Source organism: Paenarthrobacter sp. NPDC057981 (assembly GCF_042886835.1).
Lineage (GTDB): Bacteria > Actinomycetota > Actinomycetes > Actinomycetales > Micrococcaceae > Arthrobacter.
The window spans coordinates 26,435-53,280 of sequence record NZ_JBHVQI010000020.1; the positions used below are offsets into that span (position 1 = coordinate 26,435).

Genomic DNA, 26,846 nt, shown 5'->3' on the forward strand with positions numbered 1-26,846 from the left:
GCTACTGGGTAACTGACAGGCCCGATTGCTTGAGGCCGTCGACTGTTGCTGTCTGGGCGGTGTCCACCGCTTCACGGATAGTGCCGCCGGTGGTCAGCTTGCCGTAGGCGTCCTTGAGTGCGGTGTTGGTGGAATCCCAGTTGGGTCCCCACTGCCAGCCCGGTGTGATGGTGCCGTAGGCCTTGTTGAAGACTCCATAAATGTCATTGCCGAAGTAGCTGGCGTCGTAGGCCTGCTGCGCCACGGGGGTGAGACCGGGGAAGGCCAGGAACGCCGAACCCGTGTTTCCGCGGGCCTTGATTGCTTCCGGATTGGTGGTGAGGAACTCGATGAACTTCGCGGCCGCCGCCGGGTTCTTGCTGCTCTTGGTCACGTTGAAACTGGAGCCACCATAGAAGGCGCCGGCTTCCGAGCCCCAGTTGGGGAGCTCCGCTGCGATCCACCGGCCCTTCTGGCCACTGGCTTCCGTGCGCTTCTGGATGCCGGTGGCGCTCCAGTTCGCACCCACCACGCCAACTACCGTGCCGTTGGCAAGGTCCAGGCTCCATTCATCGCTGTACGCCTGGCTGACCTTGACGATTTTCTGGTCGATCAACTTCTGCCAGTACGTGGCTACCTTCTTGGTTGCCTCGTCATTGATGCCGACCTTCCAGCTGTCGCCCTCCGTCCCGAACCAGCTGGCGCCGGCTTGCCAGGCCAGTCCGGCGCTCGCTGCTACCTCGTTGGGGTTGAAGCTGGCCAGGTAGGCGCCCGGCTGCACGGCCTTGAGCTTTTTGCCCGCCTCTTCGAATTCGTCCCAGGTTTTGGGGACCTCGACGCCGGCCTTCGCCAGCATGTCTTTGCGGTACCACATGATCATCGGGGCTGCGTCATAGGGAAGGCCGAAGGTCTTGTCGCCGAACTGGACCAGGGCTTTTGTTTCGTCCGTGAGCTTGTCCACGGTGACTGACTGGTTGATCAGTCCGTCCATGGGGACTACCTGCCCGTTGCTGACGAACTGGGGCAGCTGGGGGTACTCGATGGTGGAAACGTCCGGACCGTTGCCCGCCGTGATGGCGGTGGAGAGCTTGGCATAGCCGCCGTTTGCTCCGTTGGGGATGGTCTCGAAACTGACCTTGATCTTGTCCTGGCTGGCGTTGAATGCTTCTGCCACCTTGTCCATCCCGGCGAGCGATGACCAGAAGGTGATCGACCCGCTGGGGTCCTCAGTGGGTGTTGGCGCGGACGCTGGGGTCGGGCCCGTGCCGCAGGCTGCGAGCAGGAGCGTGCTGGCGGCCAGGCCTGCCACTCCTGCGAAGAGTTGGCGACGCTTCATGGTGTTCTCCTTTGAAGACTTGCGATGCGAACGGCGAATTGTGGTTGGGGCCACATATGAGTCCATGAAAGCTCCTTGGTTCGAACAACTTCAACATTTCAAACATTTTCAAACATGGCGCTGAAGCACTTTTCACGCAGTCTCCACCGGAGGCGAGAGGGGGCTGCTGACAATTTTGTTTGAACGAACAAAAAAACTGGACGCTGTCTCCATGCGGCTGTTAGATCTTTCGGACACGTTCCCAACCCACACCTACGAAATCGGGGCTCCCATGGACACATCGCACATCAGCAGAAGACTGGTCCTGCAGGCAGGCGGAGCAGCGTCGCTCGCTGCTGCGCTTGGACTGGCAGCCGGCCACCCGGCGTCGGCCGCTACCCAAGACAAGCCCGGCGGTAAGGCGACGGAGATACTGGACCTGGGGCCCGCCGTCGTGCAGTTCTCGCTCATGAGCGGTCTGCTGGTGGGCGATACCCTCTACATTGGTTCGCGGAACCTGGACCCTGTGCGGATCATCGCTTTCCACGTCCCCAGCGGCAAGGTGACCGGACAGACAGAACTCAGCAACGGGCATTCCATCCAGACCCTCGCTGCCGAGGCATCGGGCCGGTACCTCTATGCCGGTGTGCTGCAGAAGGACGCAGGCACCAAAGCGAACTTGTTCCGCTGGGACCTGACAAAGCTGTCCACCAAGGCGACGGCGCTCGGCTACATTGGCGATCGCGATGTCCGGGACATCAGCGTCGCACCGAACGGACGCGTCTACGCAGTGGGCGGAGGCAGCCCGACGGCCCCTGCGCTCTGGGAATTCGACCCCGCAACAGGTCAGATCGTCAGCCTGGGAATTCCCGATCCCGGCGCCACCCTTGCCCGTGCCGTGGCAGCAACGGACTCCACCATCTTCTTCGGCGCGGGGAGCACGCTCAATGGCGGCGGTGGAGCGAGCCGGGCATGCCTGTTCGCCTACGACCTTACGGCGCAAACCTTCAAGAACGTCACCCCCAAGGAAATGCTGGTTGACCCAAGCATCCGGGACCTGGGCATTGCGGGAGACAATCTCCTCGTCAGCTCGGCCGGCGCCGTGGAGAACTCCAAGGTCGCGGCACTTAGTGTCGCCGATCCGGCGTCGTACCTTGTGGCGACATCCGAAGGAAAAACCGCCAAAAACTTCGCCGAGCTGGGCGGGAAGGTCTACTTCGCCAATGAAACCGAGGTCCTTGTTTATGAGCCAACGGCAAACACGATCTCCGTGATGCCGTACCAAGGCCCGTCCCTGGGTGAAATCTGGGGCGTCGACGCCCGGGCCGGCAAGCTGCTGGTGACCTCTGGCTATGGCTTCGTCGCTGAGATCGATCCCGTCAGTGGTGCCACGAAAACTACGGACCTTGGCGAGGCAGGCGCCCCGTCCGATCCCCAATCAGTCATGGGCATCGCGGCTGGAGCGGGCTACGTGTATGTGGGCGGCAACGGTGTCATCGCACGTCACGCGCTGGGGTCAGGGCAGGTGACCAATCTGACCGCGCCTGGAGAAGCGAAGGATGCCGTGGTGGTTGACGGCGTCCTGTACACAGGGCAGTACAGCGGGCAGGGCATCTGGAGCTACGATCCGCGAAGCGGCAAGCCGATCTTCCAGGTGGCGTCCTTCCCGAAGGAGCAAAACCGGCCCCTTGATGTGTGCTGGGACGAGGTCAACAAGCTGGTCCTGGTGGCGGCGCAGGCGGACACTGAGGGCGGCGGATCGCTCTGGACGTACGATCCCCGGACCGGCAAGAAGGGCTTCTTCGTAAACCCGATCGACAAGGTCCAATTGCTGCGGGCCGTGGCTTCCCGGGAAGGGGTCGCGTATCTGGGCGGCGGGAATCCCGGACTGGAGGGTGCCGGAACAGTGGTGGCATTCGACCCCGTGGCCGGCAAGGAACTGTGGCGCTTGGACGCCGGGGCCGGTGCCGGCATCTCGGCGCTGGCCGTGCAGGGGAAGTACCTGTACGGCGTGACCCGCAAGGGCGGGCTGTTTGTGGTTGACCTGCCCAAGCGGACGGTTGTGCACCGCTCGGACATCTCCGCCGTCAGTTACGGCTTCGCCGCACTGGTGACCAACCGTGGGGTGGTGTACGGCGTCTCCAACACGCACGTCTTCCGCTTCGATCCCAAGACTTTCGCGGTGACCACGGTCGTGGCGGATATCGACGGCGGCTGGTACAGCGGCTCGCACATCAACAACGACGAGGACGGATATCTCTACACAATGCGTGGCCGGAATCTGGTGCGGATCGACGACCACCCCCGGAAGTAGTTCGTTGCGAGGCCAGCTCTGCATCCCCACCGCCTCGGGATAGCGCGCAAAGCGGGCCTCACAGCGCGTGCATTCGGTCACCTATGCTTGTTTGAACTTCTGTTGTTCGAACTTCACTTCGCTCGGAAAGAGAGTCGGCATGCTCAGCGGAGAACGCCATGGAAAGATCCTGCGCGAGCTGGAACTGCGCGGGACGTTGAGTGTGAACGAGTTTGCCGCCAAGACCGGCCTCTCCACCATGACCATACGCCGGGACCTGACGCAGTTGGCCGGACAGGGCTTGTTGCGTCGGGTCCACGGCGGGGCAGTCAGGAATGCTTCCGAGCGTTCCGGAGAGGGCGAGTACAGGAGGTCCCGGCAGCCCCTTGCGACGCTCGGGCTGATCGTGCCGACCACGGGCTACTACTTTCCGGAGATCATCCGGGGAGCGGAAGTCGCGGCCCGGACCTTGAACGCCCGGCTCATTCTGGGCGTCAGCAACTACTCCGTGGAGGACGAGTACCGGCAACTCCAGCGGGTGGTGGCCAACTCGGTGGACGGCATCCTTCTGGCCTCGGCTGGTCCCGTGGAGCCGGGATCGCCGACGTTCGAGCTGTTGGCAGGGCTCAAGATTCCCGTGGTCCTGGTGGAGCGGTCCAGCCGGGCATTTGAGTCCGTGATGTCTGATCACAGCTATGGCGCAGAGCTGGCCATGGAGCACTTGGCCGCGCAGGGGCACCGAAGGATTGCACTCGCCGTCGCAACGAGCCCTACCGCGCCGTGGCTCAAGGAGAGCCACGCGCGGATGGTCGCCAAGCTGGGACTCGAGGGCGACGCGCCCGTCATGGAATATGACCGGCTTGGCCCGGTTGGTGGAAACAATCAAGCAGAGTTCTCCCGGTTCCTGAAGGACTGCCGGCGGACGGGTACCACCGCCGCCCTGGTGCTCCCGGACGAGGAAGCCATCACGCTGATCCACCTTGCGGAGGAGTCCGGAATGGAGGTGCCGCAGGACTTCGCCATCGTGGCCTACGACGACGAAGTGGCTGAGCTGGCAGCTGTGCCGTTGACCTCGATTGCGCCGCCCAAGCGGGACGTCGGCCATGCCGCTGTCACCATGTGCATGGAGCGCCTGGCTGGCAAACAGGGGGCCGGTCTCTCTCCAGCTCTGCGCCGGGTGAACCTGGCACCGAAGCTCATTGTGCGGGAGTCGTCGGCTGCGGTTGATTGAGGTCAGGATCTGACGGTCAACGTGCCGTGAGTCCGGTCATTGTGGGCGAGGAATCATGTAGTCGCCGGTGCGGGTCGTCGTCCGGGTGCGAGGCTTGAGAGTGTGCTGAGCACCCGGTTGTTGGAGGATGGGCTGGCAATGGTGATCCGAATCCCATCTCCTGCGTAGGCCCGGACGAGGATGCCTGCCTTGGTGAAGGCGTCGACAAGAAGTGCGAGCAGGTCCTTGTCCGCGCGTATCCAGAGGAAGTTTCCTTGGCTTGGGTGGAGTTCCCAGCCCATCTCTTTTAGTTGCGTATACATCCGCTCGCGTTCCTCTTTGATGCCGCCCACGCGGGCTTCCATCTCATCCTTGGCATCCAGCGAAACGATGGCGGCCTTTTGTGCCAGCGCGCTCACGGAGAAGGGGATGGCGGTCCGGCGCAGGCCTTCGGCGATGGCTGGAGCGGCGACGGCGTATCCAACACGCAGTCCGGCCAACCCGTACGCCTTGGAGAAGGTGCGCAATATGGAAACGTTCGGGTACTTTCGGTAGAGCGCGATGGAATCCGGACCTTTGCCCGTTTCGGCGTATTCGACGTAGGCCTCGTCGATTACCACCAGGATGTTGGATGGGACTGAGGAGAGGAACGCCTCGATGTCTTCCTGGCTGATGGGGGTCCCCGTGGGGTTGTTGGGTGTGCACAGCAGAATCAGCCGCGTCCGCTCGGTGACGGCTTCGGCCATGGCTTTGAGGTCGTGGCCTTCGGTGTCATCCAGCGGTATGAGCACTGCTTTCGCGCCCGCAAGCTCAGTCAGAATGGGGTAGGCCTCAAAGGAACGCCAGGCAAACATGACCTCATCACCTGCGTCGCACAATCCAGTGATGACCTGTTGCAAAACGCCAACGCTGCCAGGACCCACTGCGACTTCATCTGCTGTGACGCCGAGGTCTCGGGCGATCCGTTCACGTAGGTCAACCGCGCCCATATCCGGGTAGCGGTTCATCGTTCCTGCTGCTTCAGCCACGGCAGCAGCTGCGGCCGGGAGTGGAGCGTAGTGGCTTTCATTGCTGGCCAGAGCGGCGATGTCCATGCCGGTGCCGCGGCGACCAGGGACGTAAGGAGGAAGCCCTGAAACTGCGATGCGAAGATTGGGCAGAGTTTTGCCATGAGGGCTGGGGATTCGATCGGGAGTCATGGAATTGATCATGAGAGGGACTCCCGGATGTTTGCAAGATACAGTTATTTCATTGGTATTTATGCTCAACTCAATCCTCTCTTGGTGAAAATATGACTGGTGCAAGTCCACATCTTCTCGATCCCCTCGATGCCAGGATCATTCTTGCGCTCGACAAAGACCCGGAAGCCAGCGCGCTGGCCCTGTCGCGGACGCTGGGCGTGGCGCGTAACACGGTTCACGCCAGGCTCGCACGGTTGCAAAACAGCGGCGCCCTTCGTTCATTCAGCCGAAGGCTTGATCCTTCCGCTCTCGGATACTCGCTCATGGCATTCCTGTCACTGTCCATCAGCCAGACACGGGCCGATTCGGTAGAGGGCGGGCTCAGGGCCATTCCAGAGGTTATCGAGGTGCACGCTACGACGGGAGACGCTGACCTGATGGCAAAGGTGGTGGCCCGCGGAACGGCGGACCTCTACCGCATTACCAACCAGATCCTGGAAATCGACGGAATACAGCGCACCAGTACCGCGATCTCCGTCCTTGAGGTCCTTCCGCCCCGATATGACGGGCTGTTGAGGGCCGTGCTGCAGAACTCGCAGCATGTAGAGAAGGAACAGATTAACTAAGCATATTTTCATAATTATTGGTTCAGACTGCCAAATATCCTAGTTGTCGACCGTTGTGTTGCACGCTGGGTTGTCTAGTGGCGACTATTCCTCCATGACCTCATTAACTGTCTCCGGCCGGGTGGCACAAGTCCTCAGCGGCTATACCAGCGATGTGTTCGGCGTCATGGGCAATGGAAACGTTCACTTCCTGGATGCCCTCGAAAAACTCGGGATGCATTTCTCGCCCGTCCGCCACGAAGGTGCCGCCATAGCTGCCGCCGATGCCTACTTCCGGGCATCCGGGCGGCTTGCGGTGGGAACCACCACGTACGGACCCGGCTTTACGAATGCAATAACTGCCCTCGCCGAAGCTGTCCAAGCGCGAATCCCCGTAGTGTTGGTCACCGGGGATGCTCCGAGTACCGGTGCCAGGCCGTGGGACGTGGACCAGGCTTTGATCGCCGCGGGTCTGGGTGCGGCAACCTTCACAGTCTCGCGTGAGACGGTGTGGACGGTAACGCAGCAAGCTGTCGAGCATGCCATCAACCACCGCACCGCCGTGGTAATCGCTATTCCGCATGATCTGGCAGGCCTCGATGTTGAAGAAGATGAGCTCACCCACCACATCGAAAATCCGGTGACGGGTGCTGCCGTCATCACCGGCCTCGAAGAGGTCGTCGGAATGCTGAGCGGAGCAAAGCGTCCGCTGATCCTCGCCGGGAGGGGTGCCCATCTGTCTGGAGCCGGCCCGGAGCTTCGCGAGCTGGCGGACAAACTCGGTGCATTGACCGCAGGAACCGCCTTGGCACTGAACCTGCTTCAGGGCGAGGGATACGTCGGCGTCGCGGGTGGTTTTGGCACCGACACTGCGGCAGAGGTAATGAGCGAGGCCGATGTCGTTTTGGTAGTGGGGGCGAGTCTGAGTCCGTTCACCATGCGTTTCGGGCACTTGCTCGGGCCGGACAGCACGGTAATCCAAATCGATGCAGCCCTCCAGCCGACCCATCCTCGCGTAGACACCTTCGTCAGTTCGGACGCAAAGGCTGCGGCGAGGGATTTGATTCGGATGCTGGATGCTCCGCCTTCGTCCGGGACATGGCGCGCCGACACCTATCGCCGGATTGCTGGCGGCCCTTCCCACCACCCTGGCCTGCAAGAAACGGTGGACGGGCGGTTGGATCCTCGCTCGTTGGCCATCGCGCTGGATACCGTCCTGCCCCAACGGCGCACCGTGGTTCAGGACGGAGGCCATTTCATGGGGTGGGCGCCCATGTACTGGCATATTCCGCGGCCACAGGACCTCATCATGGTCGGCACTGCGTTCCAGTCGATAGGACTTGGCCTTGCCAGTGCGGTTGGAGCCGCCAGGGCCATGGAAGACGGGCGGACATTAGTGCTTGCCTCCGGCGACGGTGGCTTCCTGATGGGCTTGTCCGACCTTGAATCCCTCATAGGCGTTGCCAGGAGCGCCATTGTTGTAATTTATAACGATGCTGCGTACGGGGCCGAAATTCATCAGTACGGCTCCCAAGGGTTGACTGAAAAACCGATGCTGATCCCCGAAGTTGATTTTGGCGGCATCGCGAAGGCGTTGGGCGCCGAATCGGCCATCGTCCGCTCGAAGTCAGACCTTGCGGCACTTCGGGACTGGATCGAGGCCGGGGCCAACGGAACATTCGTCGCCGACTGCCGCATCACGGCCACTGTCCGCGCCCCATGGCTAAGCGAGTGGATGAAGGCCACCCAGGCTGCGAAGACGCTCACTGGCCAGAAATAGGGCCGTCACCGAACTGCTTCGTTCAGGTCGCTGGGCGAGGCGTGGGGGTGTCTTTCCAACCCCGGTTCTCGATGCATCAACGGTGCGGTGGCACCAGACATCTGAGCAAAAAGGCCTGAGCCTGGTATCAAATATCAGGCTCAGGCCCTTTCCCGGCTTCGGTTCGTCTGCGGGTCGGCAGGAACCGGCACAGCGGGTGATGGACGCTGCTGTCGTCAGCGCGGCGAGATGGATGTTGGGTTGATGAGGATGCTGTTGTTGTTGAAGTCGAACTTCGAGCTCACCCAGCTGAGATTCTGGGTGACAAGGGGCACCCAGTGGGATTCCTTGAGCATGATCTCTTCCGCTGACTGATAGGAGGGGCAGGAATCCTGGCCTGTTTTCTGATTGGCCTGTGTCAGCATCGAGTCATAGTCACTGCTGGTGATTGCGCTGAAGTTCAGGCCACCGGCCTCGGGCGCGGCTCCAGTGAACAGCGATGTGTAAGGCACGTCCCGGCCCAAACCAATGAACGCTGCATCCCACTCGCTGCCCGCGAAAAGTACGGTAGCTGCGTCGCCTTCCGGTCGTGAGTCTATGACGGCATCGATGCCAAAGGTTGCCAGCTGGGACCTGACGAGTTCACCGCCGGCTGGGGAAGTCCCGTAAAGCAACACCCGCAGTGAGAGCTTCTTCCCGTTCTTCTCGAAAATACCACTGGCGTTACGGGACCATCCGGCTTTTCCGAGTGTGGATTCCGCGGCTTTGACGCCACCTGCGGGCACAGATGATGCGAGGTCTGGTGTGAAGCAGATGGTCTTGGACTGCGAGATGGAGTCGGCTCGTTTACCAAGCCCGTCTGAGGCGACGGAAGCGTATTCGTCGCGGTTCAGAGCCTGCGAAACTGCGGATCGGACGGATTCGTCGGCACCCGGGAAGCCTGGTCGTTCATTGAACATCAGCCCTACCGAGAGCTCGGTGGCAACGTGCTCGGTGGCTTGCGCGGATGAAATGACCCGGTTCAAGGGTGCCCCGGTCAGCAGGCCTGCGTCCGCTTCACCGGTAACCAAAAGGTTCGCTGCCGAATCGGAGTCTTCAACTGCCTTGAACTCAACCGTGGGTGGCAGGTCCGCGTTCTTGGCGCCGTCGGCTCCCCAGTCGTATCCGTCCCGCCTCTCAAGGATCAGGGATCCGCCGCCGCCGGCACTCTTTACCTTATATGGTCCCGTTCCAGCCGATCCCGTCTTCAGGGAACCAGGGTTGTCCAGTCCTGAATCACAGACCATGAACGGACCATTGACGATGGTTTGTTCCAGGAAGGACGTGGGCCGGTTCAGGGAGAGTTTAACGGTGTTGCTGCTTTCGTCGGTGCTCACCGTGTAATCGGTTGTACCGATGTAGCTCGATGTCAGTGGCGCGGCCGTAGCCGGGAGCTTTATGTGTTCAAGGTTGCGGGCTACGGTCTTGGCCGTCATTGGGGTGCCATCGCTGCACGTGATGCCATCGCGAATGGTGAACGTCGCGGACGTATTGGTGATTTCCCACTTCGAAGCGAGCCCTGAGACGGTTTTCCCGTCCACGCGATTGATAAGGGGGTCGTAGAGGAACCGAGCGGCTGCCCTGGTGTGGTCGGCGAGTAGTGCCGGATCCAGTGTTGAGGGAAGTACCGACAGGACAAATGTTGCTTTTTCGGGCTGGTTCTTTGCTGGTTGTGCAGCAGGTGTGCAGGAGGTGAGCGACAGCGCGAAAGCTGCCGTGAGCCCTACGGCCACGGTATTTCTATGGCGAGCTTTGAACATCGTTGTTTTCCTTTGCTGGGATCATAGCTGTGCTGTGTAGTCAGTGCTTTGTGGGGTTGGAACTTCTTGTGCAATACCGTCACTTTGCAGATCGGCCCCCCGGAACGGCGGGAAGCGGAAGCGAGGCACTGCATCAAGGAGTTGTCGGGTATAGGAGGATTGCGGGTCGCCGAAAACCTGGGCGGTGGGCCCGCTTTCGATGACATCGCCGCTCTGCATGACGACGACGTCGTCGCAGAGGTACCGGACGACCTCCAGGTTGTGGGTGATAACCAGGAGGCCTGTCTGCATTTCCTGACGAACTGCGCGGAGCAGATTCAATATCGCCGCCTGGACGCTGACGTCCAGGGCGCTCGTCATCTCATCACAGACCAGAATCTTGGGACGGGGTGCCAGCGCCCGAGCAATGGCGATACGTTGCTTTTGGCCCCCTGAGAACTGGAATGGATACTTGGCCGCATCTGCGGGGTGGAGGCCGACCATTGTCAGCAGACGGCGGGCTTCTTCCTGGACGTCGACGTCAATGTGGTTGACGCGCAAAGCTTCAGAGATCGTGGCTCCGACCGTCATGCGCGGGTTCAGCGAGGACGTGGGGTCCTGAAAGACCATCTGCACTGTCCTGGGGAGGGACTGGGCGCCGGTGCGTGGCAAATCCGCAAGGCGGGTGCCGTTCCAGGTTATTTCCCCTTCATCCGGGGCAAGCAACCCGATAAGCATCCGAGCCAGCGTCGACTTCCCGCAGCCGGATTCGCCGGCAATGCCGATGGAACCCTGCGGTGACAGTTTGAGGTTAACTCCCCGAACGGCGTCGACCTTTCGTCGACCGTGCCCGTAACTGGCACGAACGTTGGTAGCTTCTAGGCCTTCCATGTGCTGTGTTCCTCTCCGGAGGTTCGTGTCGTTGCCGGGTCTCCGAGGAGAACGGTCGCTGGGTGTCCGTCGATGTCGGACGCGGCCAGGTCACCCTCCACGGCCTGCAGCCATGAGTAATCGGTAATGGTCAGGAGAGGCAGAGAGATATCACGGGTCGGATCGGGGACCGCGCCCAACAGGAGCCGCGTGTATGGGTGCCGTGGGGCAGTGAGAATTTGCTCCGTGGGGCCTTCCTCTACGATCCTGCCCCCGTACATCACGACGATTCGGTCGCAGAGTTGGCTGACCAGAGCCAGATCATGGGAGACCATGACTACAGCGGTGCCATGCTGACGGCTGACGCGTGCCAGGAGCTCAATGATCTGGGCTTGCACGGAGACATCCAGTGCAGTGGTTGGCTCGTCGGCAAGAATTACCTTGGTCTCCGTAAGCAGGGCCAGGGCAATCATCACACGCTGCCGTTGTCCCCCTGAGAGCTGGTGCGGAAAGCGCCGGTAGATCAGCTCAGGGTAGGGGAGCCCGACTTCGCCCAGAGCACCAATGATCCTCGCCTTGCGTTCCGTGCGGGTGAAGTCCGTATGTGTTCGCAACTTGTCGTTCAGCTGGGACCCGATCCGGAGCGCGGGATTCAGGCTGGACATAGGATCTTGGAAGACCATGGCCAGACCCGAGCCCAAGGCTGCCCTGCGTTTCACAGGGGAGATGTCCAGCAGATCCACCCCGTCAAACTGATGTGTTCGGGCAGTCACTTCAAGGGCTGGTGGCAGCAGTTTTGCGGCCGCTGCCAGCGTTACGCTCTTGCCCGAACCCGACTCTCCTACAAGTCCCACGCATTCACCGGGCGAGACAGCCAAAGTGACGCCTTCGACAAGCTCGACTTCCTCCCCATTGTGGATGGTGGTGATCCGCAAGTCCTCTATGGCCAAGACGGCATCTGCCGGCACACGGGAATCCGTCGAGGCATCGGAGCTCACCGCAAGGGACGATTCGGCCGGAGCCGGGCCGCTCCTTCTCGAGTTGCGCAGACGCTGTCGGGAGCGCGGGTCGATACCTTCTGCCAATGCTTCGCCAAGCAAGCTGAAGGAGACACCTGCCAGGACTATCGCCAGGCCGGGGCCGATAATGGATGTGGGATTCGCATAGATCGTCTTCATGGCCGCGCCGATCATCTGTCCCCAGTCCCATTCCGGAGGCTGAACGCCAAGCCCGAGGAAGCTCAGTGAAGAGATCACGAGCAGATACGAGGACATGGACAAGATGGTCATGGTTGCGATGGGTTCGAAGACGTTCGGAAGAATGTAGCGGCTCAGCAGGCGGGGACCGCGGACGCCAATGACGCGGGATGCGTTCACGTAGTCTGAGCCTGACGCTGCGACCGCCAGGCTCATGGCCAGCCGCGCGACGGACGGGATCCCCGCAATGCCGAGGCCAATCATGGTCGCTACGCCGGAGCGTCCCATGACGGCGGCCAACAGCAGGGCGAGCATGATCGCAGGGAATGCCATGGCAGTTGCTGTCAATTGAAAGAGGATCTGACGGGTTCGAGCACCCAGTGCGGCAGCAACCGTCCCGATCACGAGGCCGCCAACAGTGGCAATGGCCAGGGCTCCGAGCGACAGGGAGAGAGTCAAACGTGTTCCTACGAGTACTCTCAGGAGAACATCCCGGCCCAATTCATCGGTTCCCAGCAGATGGGTGAGCCCGGGTGCCAGCCTGGCTTGGCTGGCGTTAATGGCACTGGCCTGGTCGCCCCAAAGCGGTGGTGCAATGATGGCCATGACGGCATAAAACAGGACCAGTCCGCCACCAATGATTCCGCCGGGGGTTTGCAATGCTGCGATGACCCAACTGCGGGTTTTCTTGTTATCAGGGGACATGTTGTCAGCTCTTTACGATCAGTGATTTGGGGTCGACGAGGGCAAGCAGTACGTCGACGGCGAAGGTCACGAGCAGGGCCATCATGGACACCACCAGGACGATGCCAACGAGTAGGGGATAGTCGAATGACAGCATCGACTTGATGAGCAGGTTTCCAATCCCAGGCCAGCCGAAGACTGTTTCGGTCACTATGCTTCCCCCGAGAAGGCCGGCAACAATAAGACCCGCGTACGTAATGGTGGCTGTGAGCACGTTGGGAAGAACATAGCGGGACAGCACTACCAATGTTGGAAGCTGCATGGATCTGGCGGTGCGAACGTAATCTTCTTTCAATACCCGGCTCGCTTCGGTCTTAACCACCCTGGATATGAAGGCAACCAAGCCAATGCAGATCGTGGTCACGGGCAGGATATAGGCGAGCGGGCCGTTGCCTCCTGCGGCTGGCAGCGCCCTCAATGTCACAGCAAAAACGACGATCAGGGAGACGCCGATGACGAAGTCGGGGGTGGCTGCGATGAGACCTGTGATGCCGTTGAAAGTGGCGTCTGTTCCGCGGCTGCGGCTACCTTCCGTACGCAGTGCAATCAGCATTCCCAAAGGAACCGCGATGATGACGGAGATAACGAACGAGGTCAGAGCCAGTTGGATGGTGAACGGCAGTCGAGCGGCAATCAGGTCTACGACATCGGTGCGAAGAGAGATGGACTCGCCGAGGTTCAGGGTGAACAATCCGCCGAGATACCGTCCGTATTGTTCAAGCAAGGGCGCGTCCAGACCAAGTTCGGCGCGCCGGGCCTGAATGAACTCGGGGGTGGCATTGAGGCCCGCGGAAGCAACTACGGCGTCCCCGCCCAGGAGCCGGGCCAGGAAAAATACGAGGGTGAAAATAACCCAGGTCGCGATGAAGAACGCTCCGATCCGCCGGGCGATAAAGCCAGGCCAGGGTGAGCCCAGCACGGGGCTGCGTCCGGCGAGTGGTGTGGTGCTGGTGTCATCTGTGACCTTCATGGGGCTCCGTCAAGCTACTAGGTGTGTTGGTCAATAGTTACTTCGGTATGTAGATGAAGTCAACAGAAAGTTGCATTATTTTGTGATTCGCGCCACGCTGTTACCGTGACGATATGTTTAGAAGATCAACATCAAGTGGCTTTACGTGAAATCCTCCTCCGTCGGCGTCAAGGCCTGGCGGTGCTCATGCCATGAGGATCGAAACCATCAATGTCTACACCTCCTCCTATCCCTTCGTGGAGCCACTGAGTGCATCCAAGCTGCATCCGGAACTTGCCGGATTCGAGGCTCTCATCGTCGAGCTCATCGCCGAGGACGGTACCCGTGGCTGGGGCGAGTTCGCTCCCTTGGGCTCGTTCTACTCCGAAGCATTCGCGGCCGGAGCGCGTGCAGGCGTCGTCGAAGCCGCTGAGTATTTGGTTGGCCTCGACGCACAGGCCGTACGTCAGAACAGCCGGGAGGTCGGGCTGCGGTTCCGCGGGCACCCATACGTGAAGTCTGCGTTGGACATGGCCAACTGTGATCTCGCGGCCCGGCTGGCCGGGTGTTCGCTGGCTACCTGGTTTGGCGGAGTCTACGGAGACTACGTCGACGTCTACGGTGTTGTCATTGGCAGTGGCGTTGACCAGATGGCAAGCGCGGCGGCGGGAATGACAGACGCCGGCGCCCGCCGCTTGCAGGTCAAAGTAGGGGGCGTAGACGCTCGCGCGGCTGCTGATCGTTTACGCTCAGTGCTTGATGCCTGCCCTCCCGGAACGACAATCTACTGCGACGCCAACGGCAGGTGGACGCAGTTCGAAGCCCTTCGGTTTCTTCAACTCACGCGCGGTCTGGATTACATCCTTGAACAGCCCTGCCCCACGGTCAGGGAATGCGCCGCCTTGCGATTGTCAGCAGAACAGCCAATCGTCCTGGACGAGTCAATTATGGGCGTTCGCGATGTTCTCGAGACAGCGCAGACTTCAGCCGCAGATGGCGTCACCATAAAAATATCCAGGGTGGGCGGGCCTTCCCAAGCGGCCCATCTCAGGGATCTGGCGAATGACCTCGGCTTGATGGTCTCCATCGAAGACACCGGCGGCGCGGCCATCGACACCTCCGTGATGGCCCATCTGTCCATGTCTACACCGGAGGAGATGCGAATGCATACCTCCGCGTGGAATCACTGGCTCGCCCCTGATGCCCTGGTTTCCATGCCCCACGTTGATCGATACCGCCTTTACGCCCCATCCGGTGACGGGTGCGGAGTAGATGGAGGCGCTGTTGTCACTGGTCTGCCCGTCCTCACCACTACCGCCGGCAAGCCCGGAAAACGCTAAGGAGTTCACCCATGATTCTTAGGAACTGCCGGCTGGTACCGGCCCTGGTTGAAGGGTTCGCCCAAACCATGGCTGACGTTGCCATCGAAGACGGTCGCATTAAGTCCATCACCAGTCCCGGGCAGCTACCGTCTGCCTCCGACGATATCGACCTCGCTGGCCGTTGGTTGCTGCCAGGGCTTATCGACCTCCACGTGCATTTGTATCTTCCCAATGGGAACTTCGACACGCTGGAGCGACGTTCCCATGCTGATGTGATTATCGACGTTATTGAGCATGCCCAAGCGCGCCTGAAGTATGGCTACACAACGGTGCGGGATTGTGGTGCATCCGGTTTTGCCAATTCCGCAGTGAGGGATGCTGTAGCGCGAGGCGTAGTGATGGGTCCAAGGATCTTTAGTTCTGGTCGCATCATCAGCCCAACCACCAGGGGCAACAGCGTCACCCAATCGGTGTACGTGGAAGCAGATGGAGTTGAAGCTGTAGTGCGGGCCTGCCGGGAAGAAATTGCACACGGTGCCGACTTCATCAAGTACATGGCCACCGGTTCCATCGCCAACCCCGGGGGCGAACCCGGCATGATGATCACGACGGAGGCTGAACTCACAGCCTTGGTGCAGTCAGCGACGTTGCAGAACAGTTATGTGGCTGCCCACTGTCACGGGAAGGAAGGCATCATCGCGGCAGCCCGGGCAGGTGTCCGGACCATCGAGCACGCGACCTTCCTCGACGATGAAGCCATCAAGGTCCTTCTTGATTACGGGACCGCCATCGTCCCCACAATGTCAGTGGCTCATTCGGCTTTGGCGAGGGCCGCTTCAGATGAAGGCTCACACGGTATCGATGACGAGCAGGTCAATGCGTTCTTCGCAGCCTGCCGTGAGGGTGTGAAGAACGCATATGAAGCCGGCGTTCCGGTGGCCTGGGGAACTGACTTTGGTCTGTCCGGGCTGAGGAAGTTCGGCAACGTCGAATTCACCCTGCGGAGGGCCTTCGGATTCAGCCCCGAGCAGCTGCTACAGCAGGCCACAGTAGACAGTGCGCGGATTCTGGGAATCCAGGATGACGTCGGAACTGTCGCCGTTGGCAAACGGGCGGATCTGATCGTCGTAGGAAAGAATCCTGCAGAAGATCTTGACGTCATGGTTGCGGCGCCGGACATGGTATTCGCCCGCGGCGTCCTCGCGAGTCGTTAGCGGGCAGCTCTGCCCAGGGACGGTCTCTGACGGTCCCTGGGCGGCGGTCAGGAGCTTGAGCTGGATTCCGCACCGTTATTCTTGGCGCGCAGGCCGAGCTCGTTCAGGTAGTTGTAAATCGTGAACCTACTAACATCCAGGTGCTCCGCAGCGAGTTCCACTGCTTCGCGGATGTTGAAGAATCCGCGGTCGTCGAGTTCCTGGACAACTTGCATTTTGTGCGACTTTTTCATGAGTTCGACGGGAACACCGACTGTGCTTGTGGAGTCTTTCAGAATACCCTGAGCAAGTCCGTCCACTGATACCGGGAATGTGTCCACTGCGTGGGGTGACGGAGGCAAGGGCATGGCCGTCAAAGCGGAAAGGGCGATTTGGGCGCGCTCAAAATCGGTGACGTCGCAATTGAGGGACAGGCAGGCAACCGCCCGTCCGTCAGGCGATCTGAAAAAGATGTTCGAGCAACGCATGCTCATCCCGTTGGTTGTCTCGGTTCGGTAGCCGATCATGTCTTCGAGTTCGTTTGATTCGACAAACCGAAGGCCTACATCAGTGATCGGACCGCCAACCGTTCGGCCGCTCACGGGGTTCGCGATTGCCACAATACTGCTCGGAACTTCGCAAAGATTGTGCAGAACGACCTCTGTGTTCTCGCCGAGGGCCAATCCCAGGGCAGGAACCACCGGCGCGACGATCGATACTACCTGGTCGGCAAACATGACCTGATCGGCGGTGAACGTAACACGGTGCGCAGCCTGTCGCTGGTTCGCGAGCTTCTTGGAAACCATCTAATTACCATTCGTTGAAGGACTGTGCGGGATGCAGTTGCCAAGCTCCAGCATCGCTTCCCGACGGCGGAGGAGTCAACAAACGATTGACATGGTTGATCATTATTCATAAGCCTGCAACAATTTGTTGACTAGCTCTTGGGGACATCCTTTTTCGGATGCCTCCTCCAGGAAAGGACGAGCCATGGCTTTTTCGAAACCCAAGTGTGCGGACTTCGTCGCACTCAGAGACGCGGTTCTGCTGTCCGGCATCGTTGGCGTCACTGATGAATGGGAGTGTTCTGGAGAAGACTTCGACACCCAGGCGCGCCAAGCGTTTGCCAACGCGCAACGCGTTGTCAAGGAGGCGGGGCGCAACTGGGGTGATGTGGCCTTTGTGCGCGCCTTCTTGGCCGACATTAGCCACTACAAGGACTACAGCGCGCTGTTCGATGAAATTTTTCCGTCGGACCCTCCGGCACGCACGACTGTCCAGGCCGGTTTGGTAGGCCCGTTCCTCGTCGAGTTGGAAATTACTGTCACTAACGGCTAGAGCATCGTCGCAGCAGCTCAAACAGAACGGCAGCTGGAGGGATCAGCATGTACACAGTCCAAACAACCACTCGGCTTGGAGGGGGACGGGTTGAAGGAGCTCACGGCACTCTTATCGAAACAGTGGTTTCTTCCTCGACCGTGACGGACCCGGATGATTCAAAGGCAACCTTCGTCACGACGAGTCATTGCCTGGAAGGTTCCGGTCTGCGTGACGACCGTCCGGTCATCTTCGCCTTCAATGGTGGACCGGGGGCTGCGGCAGGTTTTCTGGACATAGGCTTCCTTGGTCCCTACCGCCTGGAGTTTCCCGATGGCATGCGCCCCGGTACGCACCCTCCGTTCAAGATCGGCCCGGCGGCAGAAACCATCCTCGAGACCGCCGACGTAGTACTGATTGATCCTCCCGGGACCGGTCTGGCGAGACTGCAGCCAGGGACGGAGCCGAAGGCCTACTATGGATCCATCCCTGACGCCGCGGCAACCCTGGCCGTCATTATGGACTGGTGCTGTCACAACGGACGGGAGAACTCGCCCCGATACCTGCTCGGAGAAAGCTACGGCAGCGTCCGCGCGGTTGAAGTTCTGGGGCGCGCCTTGGGAGGACCGACCGAAGGCGGGTGGCTCCCGGGCATGAGCTTCAACGGTGCCATCCTCGTTGGCTCGGTGCTCGATCTTGCGCGCACCATGCACGGGGATCTTGGCTATGTGCAGCGGACCACCGCCTACGCCGCCAGCGCGTGGTATCACGGAATAGTCGGCGGGGGCACTCCCTTGAAAGATCACGTAGCCAAAGCCCGCGCCTTTGCAAACCAGGAGTTGGTTGTGGCGATGCATGAGGGGTTGAGGCTGGGCGGAGCCCGACGACGCTCCATCGCCAACCGGCTCTCCGAAGTCATAGGGTTGCCAACCGCGCTCTTGGTGCAGAACAACCTCAGAATCACGGCCGAAAAGTTCTCCGAGGAGCTTCTGCCCTCTGGCCGGGTCGGCCCGTTCGACGCCAGGTACACGGCCGCCCGCCACTCCACCGGAGTCGATGTCGTGGCTGATGACGCAGGGATGGGCCAGTTCTCAGCAGCTTTCGCCTATGCCAGTCGGGCGCGTCTCCGTGATCTCAAAGTAGCCAAGGCCTCGGACTACAAACTCATCGATTTCACTTCCGTCGGCACTCCGTGGGACTGGGGGAGTGGGCCGGGCATCGTCGCGCCTCCGGATCATGTCTCCCGGCTGGCCACCGCGCTGGATCGAGACCCCGGCCTGCGGGTGCTTTTTGCCAACGGCTACTTTGACCTGGTGACCCCTCTGGGATCTGCCGAATATGTCGCGGATCAGGTCGATGCAGACGGCGGCCGCGTGAACGTCATTCCGTTCGCCGCCGGCCACATGCCATACGTGGGTGACGATGCCCGCAGGGCACTCACGGAAAGCGTGCGGGCATTCTTAGCACCGCCGGATGCCATTCCGATCTCAGAATAGTTCAACTTTTCCTTGCTTCTTGCAACATATTGTGGAAGCATTTTCATAGCATCTCAATCGGCAGGCCGTCTGCGCCTACCGCCGGGCATCCCAAACTTCCAGTCACATCATCGGCTGGGGCCTCATTTTAAGGAGTTGATGAATCCGTGACGAACGCAAGCGAGCTCATGCGTCACCAGGTCGCCGAAGGCCTCGGAATCCCTCGTGAGCTGTACCTCTCCGAAGAGGTCTTCGATCAGGAGATCGAGGCCATTTTCGGAGCGTCCTGGATCTACGCTGGACACGTCTCGCAACTGGCCGAACCGGGTTCCTATCTGACGGTGGAGTCCGGACAAGAGAGCGTCATCGTGGCGCGCACGCGTGAAGGCGCATTGGCAGCGAACTTCAATGTATGTCGGCACCGCGGTGCCCGTCTCGTTGACGAGGGCTGCGGCGTCGCCCGGCGTTTTGTGTGCCCCTACCACCAGTGGGGTTATGACCTTGACGGTTCCCTCAAGGGTGCTCCGAAAATGCCTGACACCTTTGATCGAAGCCAGTACGGACTCACTCCCGTTAACGTGAAGGAATGGCAAGGGTTTATTTTCGTGAACCTGGCTGAGCGTCCCTCACGCGACCTGGAGGAAATGCTAAGCATCGGCGAAGAATCCTTGGCACCATTCGATCTTGCCTCAGCCCGGGTTGCCCACACGATCACGTACGAGATCTCCGCCAACTGGAAACTGGTTTGGGAAAATGCCCAGGAGTGCTACCACTGTGGAGCGAACCATCCTGAATTCCTGAGTGCTGTGGATATCCGGGAGATCACCAGCGACGGGCCGGTCGTGTGTGAAATTCCGCCGGGATATGACCCTGTCGTGAAGACCTCACGCTTCCCGCTGAAAGCCGGCGCGACCTCTCTCACTGTCGGCGGTCAGCCAGCGTCGGCGAGGATGCTCGGCAAGTTCGCTGAAGGTCTTGAACCATACACCGCTTCGATCCACATCAAGCCAACGTTTGCCTTGGTTGCATGCCCGGACTACGCAATGGTTCTTCGGGACGAGCCCATCAGTCTGGACAAAACACGGGTTACTGCTTCGTGGCTTGTCCATAAAGAGGCTGAGGAACGGGTCGACTACGACCTCGCAAACCTCATCCGTGTATGGGATGAGACAAACAAGCAGGACTGGGCACTCTGCGAGCGAACTCAAAAGGGAGTGCAGTCCCGGTCGTTTGTCGCTGGGCCGTTGTCCTACGAGGAGACCTCGGTGGTGGATTTCCACCGGGCCTACGAGGGCTGGCTGCAGACGGCCGGCCTGTAACAGAAACACATCCACTGCAAACCCAATGGAGGTGGCACCGTGAAGACAGATCTTAAGAGCGGCCAGCAGGTTGCCTCCGCTGCGTCGTCCTACCATTCGCTCGTAGTTTCGGATGTTGTGCGGCTGACCCAAGACTCAGTCTCGGTAGCTTTCATCGTGCCGGAAGCACTGCGTACGACGTTTTCCTTCGCGCCCGGCCAATCAGTGGCGCTCCGTCGAGTCACCGACACAGTGGAGCATCGGAGGAACTACTCCATCGTTGGTGCTACGAGAGAAGGTTTCCGTGTCGGGGTGCGCGAAGTTGCCGGAGGGCATTTTTCTCCTTGGTTGGTTCGGGATGTGCGTCCCGGAGACTCTATCGATGTGTTCCCGCCTCAGGGCCGGTTCTTCATCCACCCTGAGGACAAGGGGCGTCACCTGTGCATCGCCGCTGGATCCGGCATCACGCCGATACTGGCTATCGCTTCATCAGTGCTGTCATCAGGGGACGGGGATGTCACTCTGGTCTATGGCAACCGGACACCCGCCTCGGTCATGTTCGCCGAGGAACTCGAGGACCTGGCCGCGCGATACCAGCACCGCTTCACGACGTTGCAGACGTTTTCCCGTCAAGGCAGGACCCCGGGCGAGTCACCCTTCCGGCTTGATGCCCCCGGCCTCCAAAAGGCCTTGGGGAGGCTGGCTCCTGCGATCGAGTATGACCACATCTGGATATGTGGACCCTTCGAAATGGCGGTAGGGGCACGGGATCTGCTGCTCGGAAACGGCGTTGCGCCCTCGGCCGTAAGGTTGGAACTCTTCAGTACTGATGGCGCACCCGTAGACACGCCCCCGGTAGGGGAAGAAGGACACACGGGTGAGAGCACTGTCGTTGCAACGTTGGGCGGTCAAAACAACACGTACGTCCAGTCGGGTGATGTCACGCTGCTTCAGGGTCTGGAAGCCGCCCGGGACGACGCTCCGTTCTCCTGCCGCAGCGGAGTCTGCGGCACATGCCGGGTACTTGTCCGGAAAGGACGGGTCGATATGCGCGAAAACTACGCCTTGGATCCGGACGAAATTGAGGACGGCTACGTTCTTGCTTGCCAATCCTATCCAGCGGACAAGGCTATTCAGTTGGACTTCGACAGCTAACCACTGAGGTGCTTCCTCAAGCGCAGAGGTCCTTGCAACGTTTCGCTGACTACGTCGCCCGGCCCAGGGAGCGCTCAGCGCTGGGGCTGCAATTCGGTCTCCATCTCCGGGGCCGCCACCCGCCCACGGATGAAGCACATCGACACCAGACCCACCCCGATCACCACGATGTTCCCCAGCCCGGCAATCGAGGTGAGCGGGCCGTCCACGGCGTGTGCCGTCTGCAGGAAAATGCTGGGATCGGTGCTGGCGTGCAGCAGGATGGGCACAATCAACCGGCCAGTCAGCCTGTACGCCAGATACATGCAGATGCCGAAGGCGAAGGTGTACAGCAACTGGAAGGCTGTGACGAACAAAGACTGCCCGGAGAGCAGGTTGGTGGCGTGCAATCCCGCGAACACGGCCGCGGAGATGACGGCCACTACGATTTCCCGATACCGTGCCCTGCGTAGGAGCCTGATGACGAATCCACGGGTTAGCGTCTCTTCAGCGAAGCCTATAAACAGACCCGCAAGTAGCCATGTGGCGATGACCTCGAAGCCAACGGCGGTGTAGTCGATCGTGGCGAAGCGCAGAAGGTTGAACGCCAGAACTGCGACGACGGCGACCCACATCCACCCGCGGCCACCGATCGGCTGGCGCGCAAAGAGGTCCCGAAGCCAGCCCACGGACCATCCGAAAAGAACCAGCAGGATGCAGCCCACCAGGATTGGCAGTGCGTACACAACAAGAATGAACCCGGCGCCTTCAGGGTGGGAGATTTCACCGAGCAACGGACCGAAGGCCAAGGAACACAGGTTGTAGAGGATGACGTACGCGACAGCGAGCAGGACAGCGCGCCACCATCCGCCTTTTTCCCAAAAAAGCTTCCACCGAGACGTGCCTGAGTACCCCATTTTTGTTGCCCCCTTTTGCGCCGTTCCCTCTGCTGGAAACCGGTCCTCCAAACTTACCGGAGCCCTGCCACACCGGCACGGGCCAGCCGGTGGTAATCGGCGTGCTGCAGCAGGGCAGCCGCTTCCTCGTCAACGATCACCGTTGCACGAGGGTGTAGCTGGACGATGGAACCAGGGACTGACGCCGAAACCGGACCTTCCAGGGCGGCCGCGACGGCCGATGCCTTCGCGGGTCCAAACGCGAGCAGAACCAGCTGCCTGGCACGCTGGATGGTGCCGAGGCCCTGGGTGACGCAGTGGGTGGGCACGTCTTCCGGGGAGCCGAAGAACCTCGCGTTGTCCGCCCGCGTCTGTGCAGCCAATGCTTTGATCCGTGTGGTTGAGGCAAGGGAAGACCCCGGCTCATTGAAGCCCACGTGCCCGTTGGTGCCGATGCCCAGGATCTGGATGTCGATGCCACCGGCCGCGAGGATGGCGGACTCGTATTCGTCCCCGGAGGCCTGGAAGCCCGCCCCGAAACCGCGAGGGGTATGGATCAAGGATGGCGTCAGCCCCAGCGGCACAACCACTTCGGACGTGATGACGGAGCGGTAGCTCTGCGGGTGCTCCGGTGGCACTCCCAGATACTCATCCAAGGCGAAGCCACGCACCTGTGAAATGTCCAGCTCCGTGTCCCGGATTGTCGCGGCCAGAGCAGCATAAGTGGACAGTGGCGTGGAACCCGTGGCCAGTCCCAGGACGGTATCGGGTTTGCGCTGCAGCTGCTCGACGAACAGGGACGCTGCGATGCTTCCCGCCTCTTCCTGGTCACGGACGATGATGACTTCTGCCATGGACTGTTCTCCCTTGTTACTGGTTATCGAGCTTGACGCAGCGTCTGCATCGCCTGCTGGTCATCGATCCGGACGAGGTTGGGTCCTTGCAGCGTGTACAGGAGGCCGTCCTCGTCCGCGGTAATGTGCGGGCCGCTGTACCAGCCGCCGTTGATGCCGGCCACCACCACGGAGACAGCGAACGTCTTGGGATCGATGCGGAAAACGGTGGTGTCCGAGACGCCGTACACAATGCCGCGGCTGACCTGCAGGGCGCCGAAGTCGGTGCACACGCTGCTGAGGTCGCCACGGTGGACCACTTGCCGGGTCTCAAGGTCGACGACGAACAGGCCCGCCGCCCGCCGCGACATGCCGTAGAGGTACTTTCCCTGCACAGCCAAGGCGGCGATGCCCGTGCTCTGGCCGGGATCGAGCCGCCACAATTCCTGGTTGGCCACGGGGTCCCACGCCACCACGGTGCTGCGCGGGCCGTCGGCGTAGATGTTGTCGCCGCCGAGGAATGCCACGCCGTTTCGTGTGGCCACGGCACGGACCATCTGGAGGTTGTCGATTGGGTTCACTTTGGTGATGACCTGCGTGGTGCCCGGGTTGTAAGCGGCGAAGCAGCCACCACCGCCGGTGTCGTTCTGGGCGCCGGCGATGACCAGACCGTTGACTGCATCCCAACAGACATCCAGCGGTCGGTTCTGACCGGTTGGAAGCGCAGCAACCTGGTAGGGGAGTTGGCCGGTGGTGGGATCGTAGGCCAGGATTCCGCGGGAGTTGTACTGCCCTGTGAACAGGACCCCACCCACCACTACGGCGTCCTTCGCTTCACCGGTGGCACGCAGGTAGGAGACGTTGGACGAAGCCAACTGGTGCCTGGCAATCACGCCGGTCCCGCCGACGTAAACGTCCCCCGCTCCCGTAGCCAGGCCCATGCACAGCTGCGGCCCACCCGGCGCTCCGGCCTCGGTGAGGTCGTGCTTCACCGCGGTCTTGGCCGCGGGGTCGATCTCGATCACGTCGTAGGAGGAGACGGTCAGTGCCTTGCCGAGATAGACATCCAGGCCCCACATGGCACCAACATCCTCGGTGAGGATCTGCGTGATCTTCTTGGTGGTCATGTTGTAGGCCCACACGCCGGGTTCCTTGACGAAGAAGACCTGATTCCCCAGCTGCCGGAACATGACTCCGGTCTTGGCGATGATCGTGTACTTGGAGTGGTCCGCGAGGTTGATCAGCACGGACTTCCCCGGCCCCTTCACGCCAACGCCGAGCTGTCCGTCGAGCACACTGAGCGAGGTGACGGACACCCCGGAAGCTACCTCCGCCGGGAGGATGTTGGTGAAGGCCTTCGTGGTCCGGTCGAAGGCGAACAAACGTCCCGGGCTGGATCCGTTGCCTCCGCCAAGGGTGCTGCCGGTGCCGAAATATACGTAGCTGGCCGTGGCAGCAACAGCCTGGGCAATGGTGGCTCCGGGGTCGGGCACGCCCCAACTTGTGGTGGCGTTGGTCTCGGGATCGTATTCCCACAAGGACGGGGCATCCGTCGTGACACCGCCACCGGCCGCGTACACCTTGCCGTCGGGCGCTACTGCAAGGGCACGGATGTCGCGATCGCCCGTTTCGCCGACGCCCACGGCAGGGGAGGCCGGCGTGCTCAAGTCCCAGCGGTAAATGTTCGGTTTGCCATCTACGCCGTCACGCAGCACGCCGGCGTAGAGGTAGCGGCCGCCCGGATCGGCGGCAAGGGCCTGGATGCTGTAACCCGTGCCCAGATCGGTCCGGGACGTCACCCGCCCAGTGGGCAGGTGGTAGCCGATGATCCGCACAGGGTTCAGGTTCCGCGAACCGATGTACACGGTATCGCCCACCAGGAGCGAACTCATCAGCGAGAACTGCACGACGGCGGGTCCGAAGTCAGTGATCTGCGGACCTGAGGCGTTCAAAGGCCGGGCGGCGTTGGCCGTTCCGGAAGACATCGAAGCGAAGGCGGCGGCCAATCCGGCGACTCCGCCGGTCTGCAGCAACTGTCGACGATTCAGGGAAAAGGACATGGAAGGTCTCCTCGTTGAGTATCCCGTTGGGGGTCCAGGGGGTGGTAGCTTCCGAGACGTTCCGGATACGTTCAGGGCACCTGCGAACAATGTTCCAGCCAGCTGCGCGCGAATTCCAGAATTCGAACATTTTCAAACCTCCCTACGCCTATCGCCGCCCCGTCCGCATGCATAAACTCGTGGCAACCACGTTCTGGTCGGTTCCGGAGAGGGGCGGCGTTGAAAGCAGGCATTGCACGCGAGGCGCTCGACGGCGAGCGGCGGGTGGCGGCCACGCCGGAAACGGTCACGCAGCTGACGGGGCTGGGACTCGACGTCGAGGTCGAGTCAGGTGCCGGCGTCGCCTCCGGCCACAGCGACGCCGACTACCAAAACGCCGGTGCCGCCGTCGTCCCTTCCCTGGAGCTCGGTACTCTCGACGTCTACTGCCATGTGCGTCCCATGGATCCGACGACGGCGGGAGCCCTCCACCGCGGCGCCGTCACGGTGGGTTTGGGGTCGCCGTCGTCGGAGTTGCCTACCGTCCGAGCGCTCGCCGCAGGGGGCGTTACGTCGTTCGCGCTTGAGCTGGTGCCCCGCATTTCCCGGGCACAGTCCATGGATGCGCTGACCTCGCAGGCCCTCGTTGCCGGCTACCGATGCGTTCTCGAAGCGGCGATGCGGCTGCCCCGGTTCTTTCCCCTGTACATGACCGCCGCGGGGACCATCCCCCCGGCCCGCGTGCTCGTTTTGGGCGCGGGTGTGGCCGGGCTGCAGGCGATCGGCACTGCCAAGCGCCTCGGGGCCCGCGTCTCGGCCAACGACATCAGACCAGCCTCGGCCGACGAGGTCGCGTCAATGGGTGGCACCTTCATCAAACTCGACCTGGAAACCGCCGAAGCCTCCGGAGGATACGCCCGCGAACTCAGTGCCGATCGGGGTGCGCTGCAACGGGCCCTCCTCGCCCCGCACGTTGCCCAAGCAGACGTCCTCATCACCACTGCCGCAGTTCCTGGCAGGCGCGCGCCGCTGCTGGTGAGCCGGGAAATGGTGCAGGGCATGCGGGCCGGTTCCGTTGTGGTCGACTTGGCTGCCGAGTCCGGTGGCAACGTGGAGGGCGTCATTCCCGGGCAGGACCAGCACATTCCCACCGCCGACGGCCAGGGCACCATCACGCTGGTCGGGCTCAAGGATCCCGCGTCCGCCATGCCCGCCGACGCGTCCCGCCTCTACGCCAAGAACGTCTCCAACCTGCTCGCCCTCATGACAAAGGACGGGACGATCAACCTTGATTTCGACGACGAAGTGGTGGCAGGCACCTGCTTGACCCACGACGGCGTCATCCTGCACGCGCCCACGGCGGAAGCTCTCGCGGCGCTCGCCGGGGAGACGTCTGGCGAAGCACATGGCAGCGGAACCCGCGCACCCGGTCCAACCGCCGCAAGCCACGGAAGTTAAGG

The 26,846-nt window shown here is 61.3% G+C and carries 21 protein-coding genes; 11 read left to right on the forward strand and 10 right to left on the reverse strand.

Annotated elements, in window-relative coordinates:
• Nucleotide 1: 1 nt before the first annotated feature.
• Nucleotides 2-1,315, reverse strand: a complete 1,314-nt coding sequence (locus tag ACFVSI_RS16540) for an ABC transporter substrate-binding protein (protein WP_387825903.1) — start codon at nucleotides 1,313-1,315, stop codon at nucleotides 2-4.
• Between the two features lie 211 nt (nucleotides 1,316-1,526).
• On the opposite strand from ACFVSI_RS16540, the gene ACFVSI_RS16545 reads away from it, so the two are divergent.
• Nucleotides 1,527-3,608, forward strand: a complete 2,082-nt coding sequence (locus tag ACFVSI_RS16545) for a PQQ-binding-like beta-propeller repeat protein (protein ID WP_387825906.1) — start codon at nucleotides 1,527-1,529, stop codon at nucleotides 3,606-3,608.
• 139 nt (nucleotides 3,609-3,747) lie between these two features.
• The gene (locus tag ACFVSI_RS16550) at nucleotides 3,748-4,818 is read left to right on the forward strand and encodes a substrate-binding domain-containing protein (RefSeq protein ID WP_387825909.1); all 1,071 of its coding nucleotides are present in this window, start codon (nucleotides 3,748-3,750) and stop codon (nucleotides 4,816-4,818) included.
• 53 nt (nucleotides 4,819-4,871) lie between these two features.
• Here ACFVSI_RS16550 and hisC read toward each other — a convergent pair whose 3' ends face one another.
• Nucleotides 4,872-5,996, reverse strand: a complete 1,125-nt coding sequence (hisC, locus tag ACFVSI_RS16555) for a histidinol-phosphate transaminase (protein ID WP_387825912.1) — start codon at nucleotides 5,994-5,996, stop codon at nucleotides 4,872-4,874.
• 92 nt (nucleotides 5,997-6,088) lie between these two features.
• On the opposite strand from hisC, the gene ACFVSI_RS16560 reads away from it, so the two are divergent.
• Both ACFVSI_RS16560 and ACFVSI_RS16565 read left to right on the forward strand, forming a co-directional pair.
• Complete coding sequence (locus ACFVSI_RS16560) at nucleotides 6,089-6,604, forward strand: Lrp/AsnC family transcriptional regulator (protein WP_387825915.1); 516 nt, start codon at nucleotides 6,089-6,091, stop codon at nucleotides 6,602-6,604.
• Between the two features lie 94 nt (nucleotides 6,605-6,698).
• Nucleotides 6,699-8,363 (forward strand): thiamine pyrophosphate-binding protein, encoded by a 1,665-nt coding sequence (locus ACFVSI_RS16565; RefSeq protein WP_387825918.1) that lies wholly within the window; start codon nucleotides 6,699-6,701, stop codon nucleotides 8,361-8,363.
• A 215-nt stretch (nucleotides 8,364-8,578) separates the two neighbouring features.
• On the opposite strand, the gene ACFVSI_RS16570 is transcribed toward ACFVSI_RS16565, so the two are convergent.
• Genes ACFVSI_RS16570 through ACFVSI_RS16585 form a run of 4 tightly spaced genes read right to left on the reverse strand, consistent with a single transcriptional unit; the run spans nucleotide 8,579 to nucleotide 13,900 of the window.
• Entirely contained in the window at nucleotides 8,579-10,141 is a 1,563-nt protein-coding gene (locus ACFVSI_RS16570; protein ID WP_387825920.1) for an ABC transporter substrate-binding protein, read from the reverse strand.
• Nucleotides 10,142-10,162: 21 nt separating this feature from the next.
• Nucleotides 10,163-11,011, reverse strand: coding sequence for an ABC transporter ATP-binding protein (locus ACFVSI_RS16575; RefSeq protein ID WP_387825923.1), 849 nt, complete (start codon nucleotides 11,009-11,011; stop codon nucleotides 10,163-10,165).
• Entirely contained in the window at nucleotides 10,999-12,891 is a 1,893-nt protein-coding gene (locus tag ACFVSI_RS16580; protein ID WP_387825926.1) for a dipeptide/oligopeptide/nickel ABC transporter permease/ATP-binding protein, read from the reverse strand. Before ACFVSI_RS16580 ends, ACFVSI_RS16575 begins: the two co-directional genes overlap by 13 nt.
• A gap of 4 nt (nucleotides 12,892-12,895) precedes the next feature.
• The gene (locus tag ACFVSI_RS16585) at nucleotides 12,896-13,900 is read right to left on the reverse strand and encodes an ABC transporter permease (protein ID WP_387825929.1); all 1,005 of its coding nucleotides are present in this window, start codon (nucleotides 13,898-13,900) and stop codon (nucleotides 12,896-12,898) included.
• 191 nt (nucleotides 13,901-14,091) lie between these two features.
• On the opposite strand from ACFVSI_RS16585, the gene ACFVSI_RS16590 reads away from it, so the two are divergent.
• Both ACFVSI_RS16590 and ACFVSI_RS16595 read left to right on the forward strand, forming a co-directional pair.
• Entirely contained in the window at nucleotides 14,092-15,219 is a 1,128-nt protein-coding gene (locus ACFVSI_RS16590; protein ID WP_387825932.1) for a mandelate racemase/muconate lactonizing enzyme family protein, read from the forward strand.
• A gap of 11 nt (nucleotides 15,220-15,230) precedes the next feature.
• Nucleotides 15,231-16,415 carry an amidohydrolase family protein gene (locus tag ACFVSI_RS16595; RefSeq protein WP_387825935.1) on the forward strand — a complete coding sequence of 395 codons (1,185 nt, stop codon included), beginning with the start codon at nucleotides 15,231-15,233 and terminating at the stop codon, nucleotides 16,413-16,415.
• 47 nt (nucleotides 16,416-16,462) lie between these two features.
• Here the strand turns inward: ACFVSI_RS16595 and ACFVSI_RS16600 are convergent, their stop codons facing one another.
• On the reverse strand, nucleotides 16,463-17,200 hold the full coding sequence (locus ACFVSI_RS16600) for a transcriptional regulator (protein ID WP_387825938.1): 738 nt from the start codon (nucleotides 17,198-17,200) through the stop codon (nucleotides 16,463-16,465).
• A 184-nt stretch (nucleotides 17,201-17,384) separates the two neighbouring features.
• On the opposite strand from ACFVSI_RS16600, the gene ACFVSI_RS16605 reads away from it, so the two are divergent.
• The 4 genes from ACFVSI_RS16605 to ACFVSI_RS16620 all read left to right on the forward strand — a co-directional run bounded on the left by ACFVSI_RS16605 (nucleotide 17,385) and on the right by ACFVSI_RS16620 (nucleotide 21,639).
• Nucleotides 17,385-17,732 (forward strand): RidA family protein, encoded by a 348-nt coding sequence (locus tag ACFVSI_RS16605; RefSeq protein WP_387825940.1) that lies wholly within the window; start codon nucleotides 17,385-17,387, stop codon nucleotides 17,730-17,732.
• 122 nt (nucleotides 17,733-17,854) lie between these two features.
• Entirely contained in the window at nucleotides 17,855-19,207 is a 1,353-nt protein-coding gene (locus ACFVSI_RS16610; protein ID WP_387825943.1) for a hypothetical protein, read from the forward strand.
• Nucleotides 19,208-19,353: 146 nt separating this feature from the next.
• Nucleotides 19,354-20,505, forward strand: a complete 1,152-nt coding sequence (locus tag ACFVSI_RS16615) for an aromatic ring-hydroxylating dioxygenase subunit alpha (protein ID WP_387825946.1) — start codon at nucleotides 19,354-19,356, stop codon at nucleotides 20,503-20,505.
• 39 nt (nucleotides 20,506-20,544) lie between these two features.
• A complete protein-coding gene (locus tag ACFVSI_RS16620) occupies nucleotides 20,545-21,639 on the forward strand; it encodes a 2Fe-2S iron-sulfur cluster-binding protein (protein ID WP_387825948.1) in 1,095 nt (364 codons plus the stop codon).
• Nucleotides 21,640-21,713: 74 nt separating this feature from the next.
• Here the strand turns inward: ACFVSI_RS16620 and ACFVSI_RS16625 are convergent, their stop codons facing one another.
• Genes ACFVSI_RS16625 through ACFVSI_RS16635 form a run of 3 tightly spaced genes read right to left on the reverse strand, consistent with a single transcriptional unit; the run spans nucleotide 21,714 to nucleotide 25,407 of the window.
• Nucleotides 21,714-22,535 (reverse strand): CPBP family intramembrane glutamic endopeptidase, encoded by an 822-nt coding sequence (locus ACFVSI_RS16625; RefSeq protein ID WP_387825951.1) that lies wholly within the window; start codon nucleotides 22,533-22,535, stop codon nucleotides 21,714-21,716.
• Nucleotides 22,536-22,588: 53 nt separating this feature from the next.
• Entirely contained in the window at nucleotides 22,589-23,368 is a 780-nt protein-coding gene (locus ACFVSI_RS16630) for a glucosamine-6-phosphate deaminase (RefSeq protein ID WP_387825954.1), read from the reverse strand.
• Nucleotides 23,369-23,391: 23 nt separating this feature from the next.
• Nucleotides 23,392-25,407: a hypothetical protein gene (locus ACFVSI_RS16635; RefSeq protein ID WP_387825957.1), complete on the reverse strand. Its 2,016-nt coding sequence runs from the start codon at nucleotides 25,405-25,407 to the stop codon at nucleotides 23,392-23,394.
• Nucleotides 25,408-25,626: 219 nt separating this feature from the next.
• Between ACFVSI_RS16635 and ACFVSI_RS16640 the strand changes: the two genes are divergently transcribed.
• A complete protein-coding gene (locus tag ACFVSI_RS16640; RefSeq protein ID WP_387825959.1) occupies nucleotides 25,627-26,844 on the forward strand; it encodes a Re/Si-specific NAD(P)(+) transhydrogenase subunit alpha in 1,218 nt (405 codons plus the stop codon).
• The last annotated feature ends 2 nt before the right edge of the window (nucleotides 26,845-26,846 follow it).

What these genes read in the sequence shown, in the direction of transcription:
- ACFVSI_RS16635 (WP_387825957.1), bottom strand. Translation starts at nt 25,407, where the DNA reads ATGTCCTTTTCCCTGAATCGTCGACAGTTGCTGCAGACCGGCGGAGTC.
- ACFVSI_RS16590 (WP_387825932.1), top strand. Translation starts at nt 14,092, where the DNA reads ATGAGGATCGAAACCATCAATGTCTACACCTCCTCCTATCCCTTCGTG.
- ACFVSI_RS16580 (WP_387825926.1), bottom strand. Translation starts at nt 12,891, where the DNA reads ATGTCCCCTGATAACAAGAAAACCCGCAGTTGGGTCATCGCAGCATTG.
- ACFVSI_RS16575 (WP_387825923.1), bottom strand. Translation starts at nt 11,011, where the DNA reads ATGGAAGGCCTAGAAGCTACCAACGTTCGTGCCAGTTACGGGCACGGT.
- ACFVSI_RS16585 (WP_387825929.1), bottom strand. Translation starts at nt 13,900, where the DNA reads ATGAAGGTCACAGATGACACCAGCACCACACCACTCGCCGGACGCAGC.
- hisC (WP_387825912.1), bottom strand. Translation starts at nt 5,996, where the DNA reads ATGACTCCCGATCGAATCCCCAGCCCTCATGGCAAAACTCTGCCCAAT.
- ACFVSI_RS16605 (WP_387825940.1), top strand. Translation starts at nt 17,385, where the DNA reads ATGGCTTTTTCGAAACCCAAGTGTGCGGACTTCGTCGCACTCAGAGAC.
- ACFVSI_RS16560 (WP_387825915.1), top strand. Translation starts at nt 6,089, where the DNA reads ATGACTGGTGCAAGTCCACATCTTCTCGATCCCCTCGATGCCAGGATC.
- ACFVSI_RS16550 (WP_387825909.1), top strand. Translation starts at nt 3,748, where the DNA reads ATGCTCAGCGGAGAACGCCATGGAAAGATCCTGCGCGAGCTGGAACTG.
- ACFVSI_RS16625 (WP_387825951.1), bottom strand. Translation starts at nt 22,535, where the DNA reads ATGGGGTACTCAGGCACGTCTCGGTGGAAGCTTTTTTGGGAAAAAGGC.
- ACFVSI_RS16595 (WP_387825935.1), top strand. Translation starts at nt 15,231, where the DNA reads ATGATTCTTAGGAACTGCCGGCTGGTACCGGCCCTGGTTGAAGGGTTC.
- ACFVSI_RS16600 (WP_387825938.1), bottom strand. Translation starts at nt 17,200, where the DNA reads ATGGTTTCCAAGAAGCTCGCGAACCAGCGACAGGCTGCGCACCGTGTT.
- ACFVSI_RS16540 (WP_387825903.1), bottom strand. Translation starts at nt 1,315, where the DNA reads ATGAAGCGTCGCCAACTCTTCGCAGGAGTGGCAGGCCTGGCCGCCAGC.
- ACFVSI_RS16565 (WP_387825918.1), top strand. Translation starts at nt 6,699, where the DNA reads ATGACCTCATTAACTGTCTCCGGCCGGGTGGCACAAGTCCTCAGCGGC.
- ACFVSI_RS16545 (WP_387825906.1), top strand. Translation starts at nt 1,527, where the DNA reads ATGCGGCTGTTAGATCTTTCGGACACGTTCCCAACCCACACCTACGAA.
- ACFVSI_RS16570 (WP_387825920.1), bottom strand. Translation starts at nt 10,141, where the DNA reads ATGTTCAAAGCTCGCCATAGAAATACCGTGGCCGTAGGGCTCACGGCA.
- ACFVSI_RS16630 (WP_387825954.1), bottom strand. Translation starts at nt 23,368, where the DNA reads ATGGCAGAAGTCATCATCGTCCGTGACCAGGAAGAGGCGGGAAGCATC.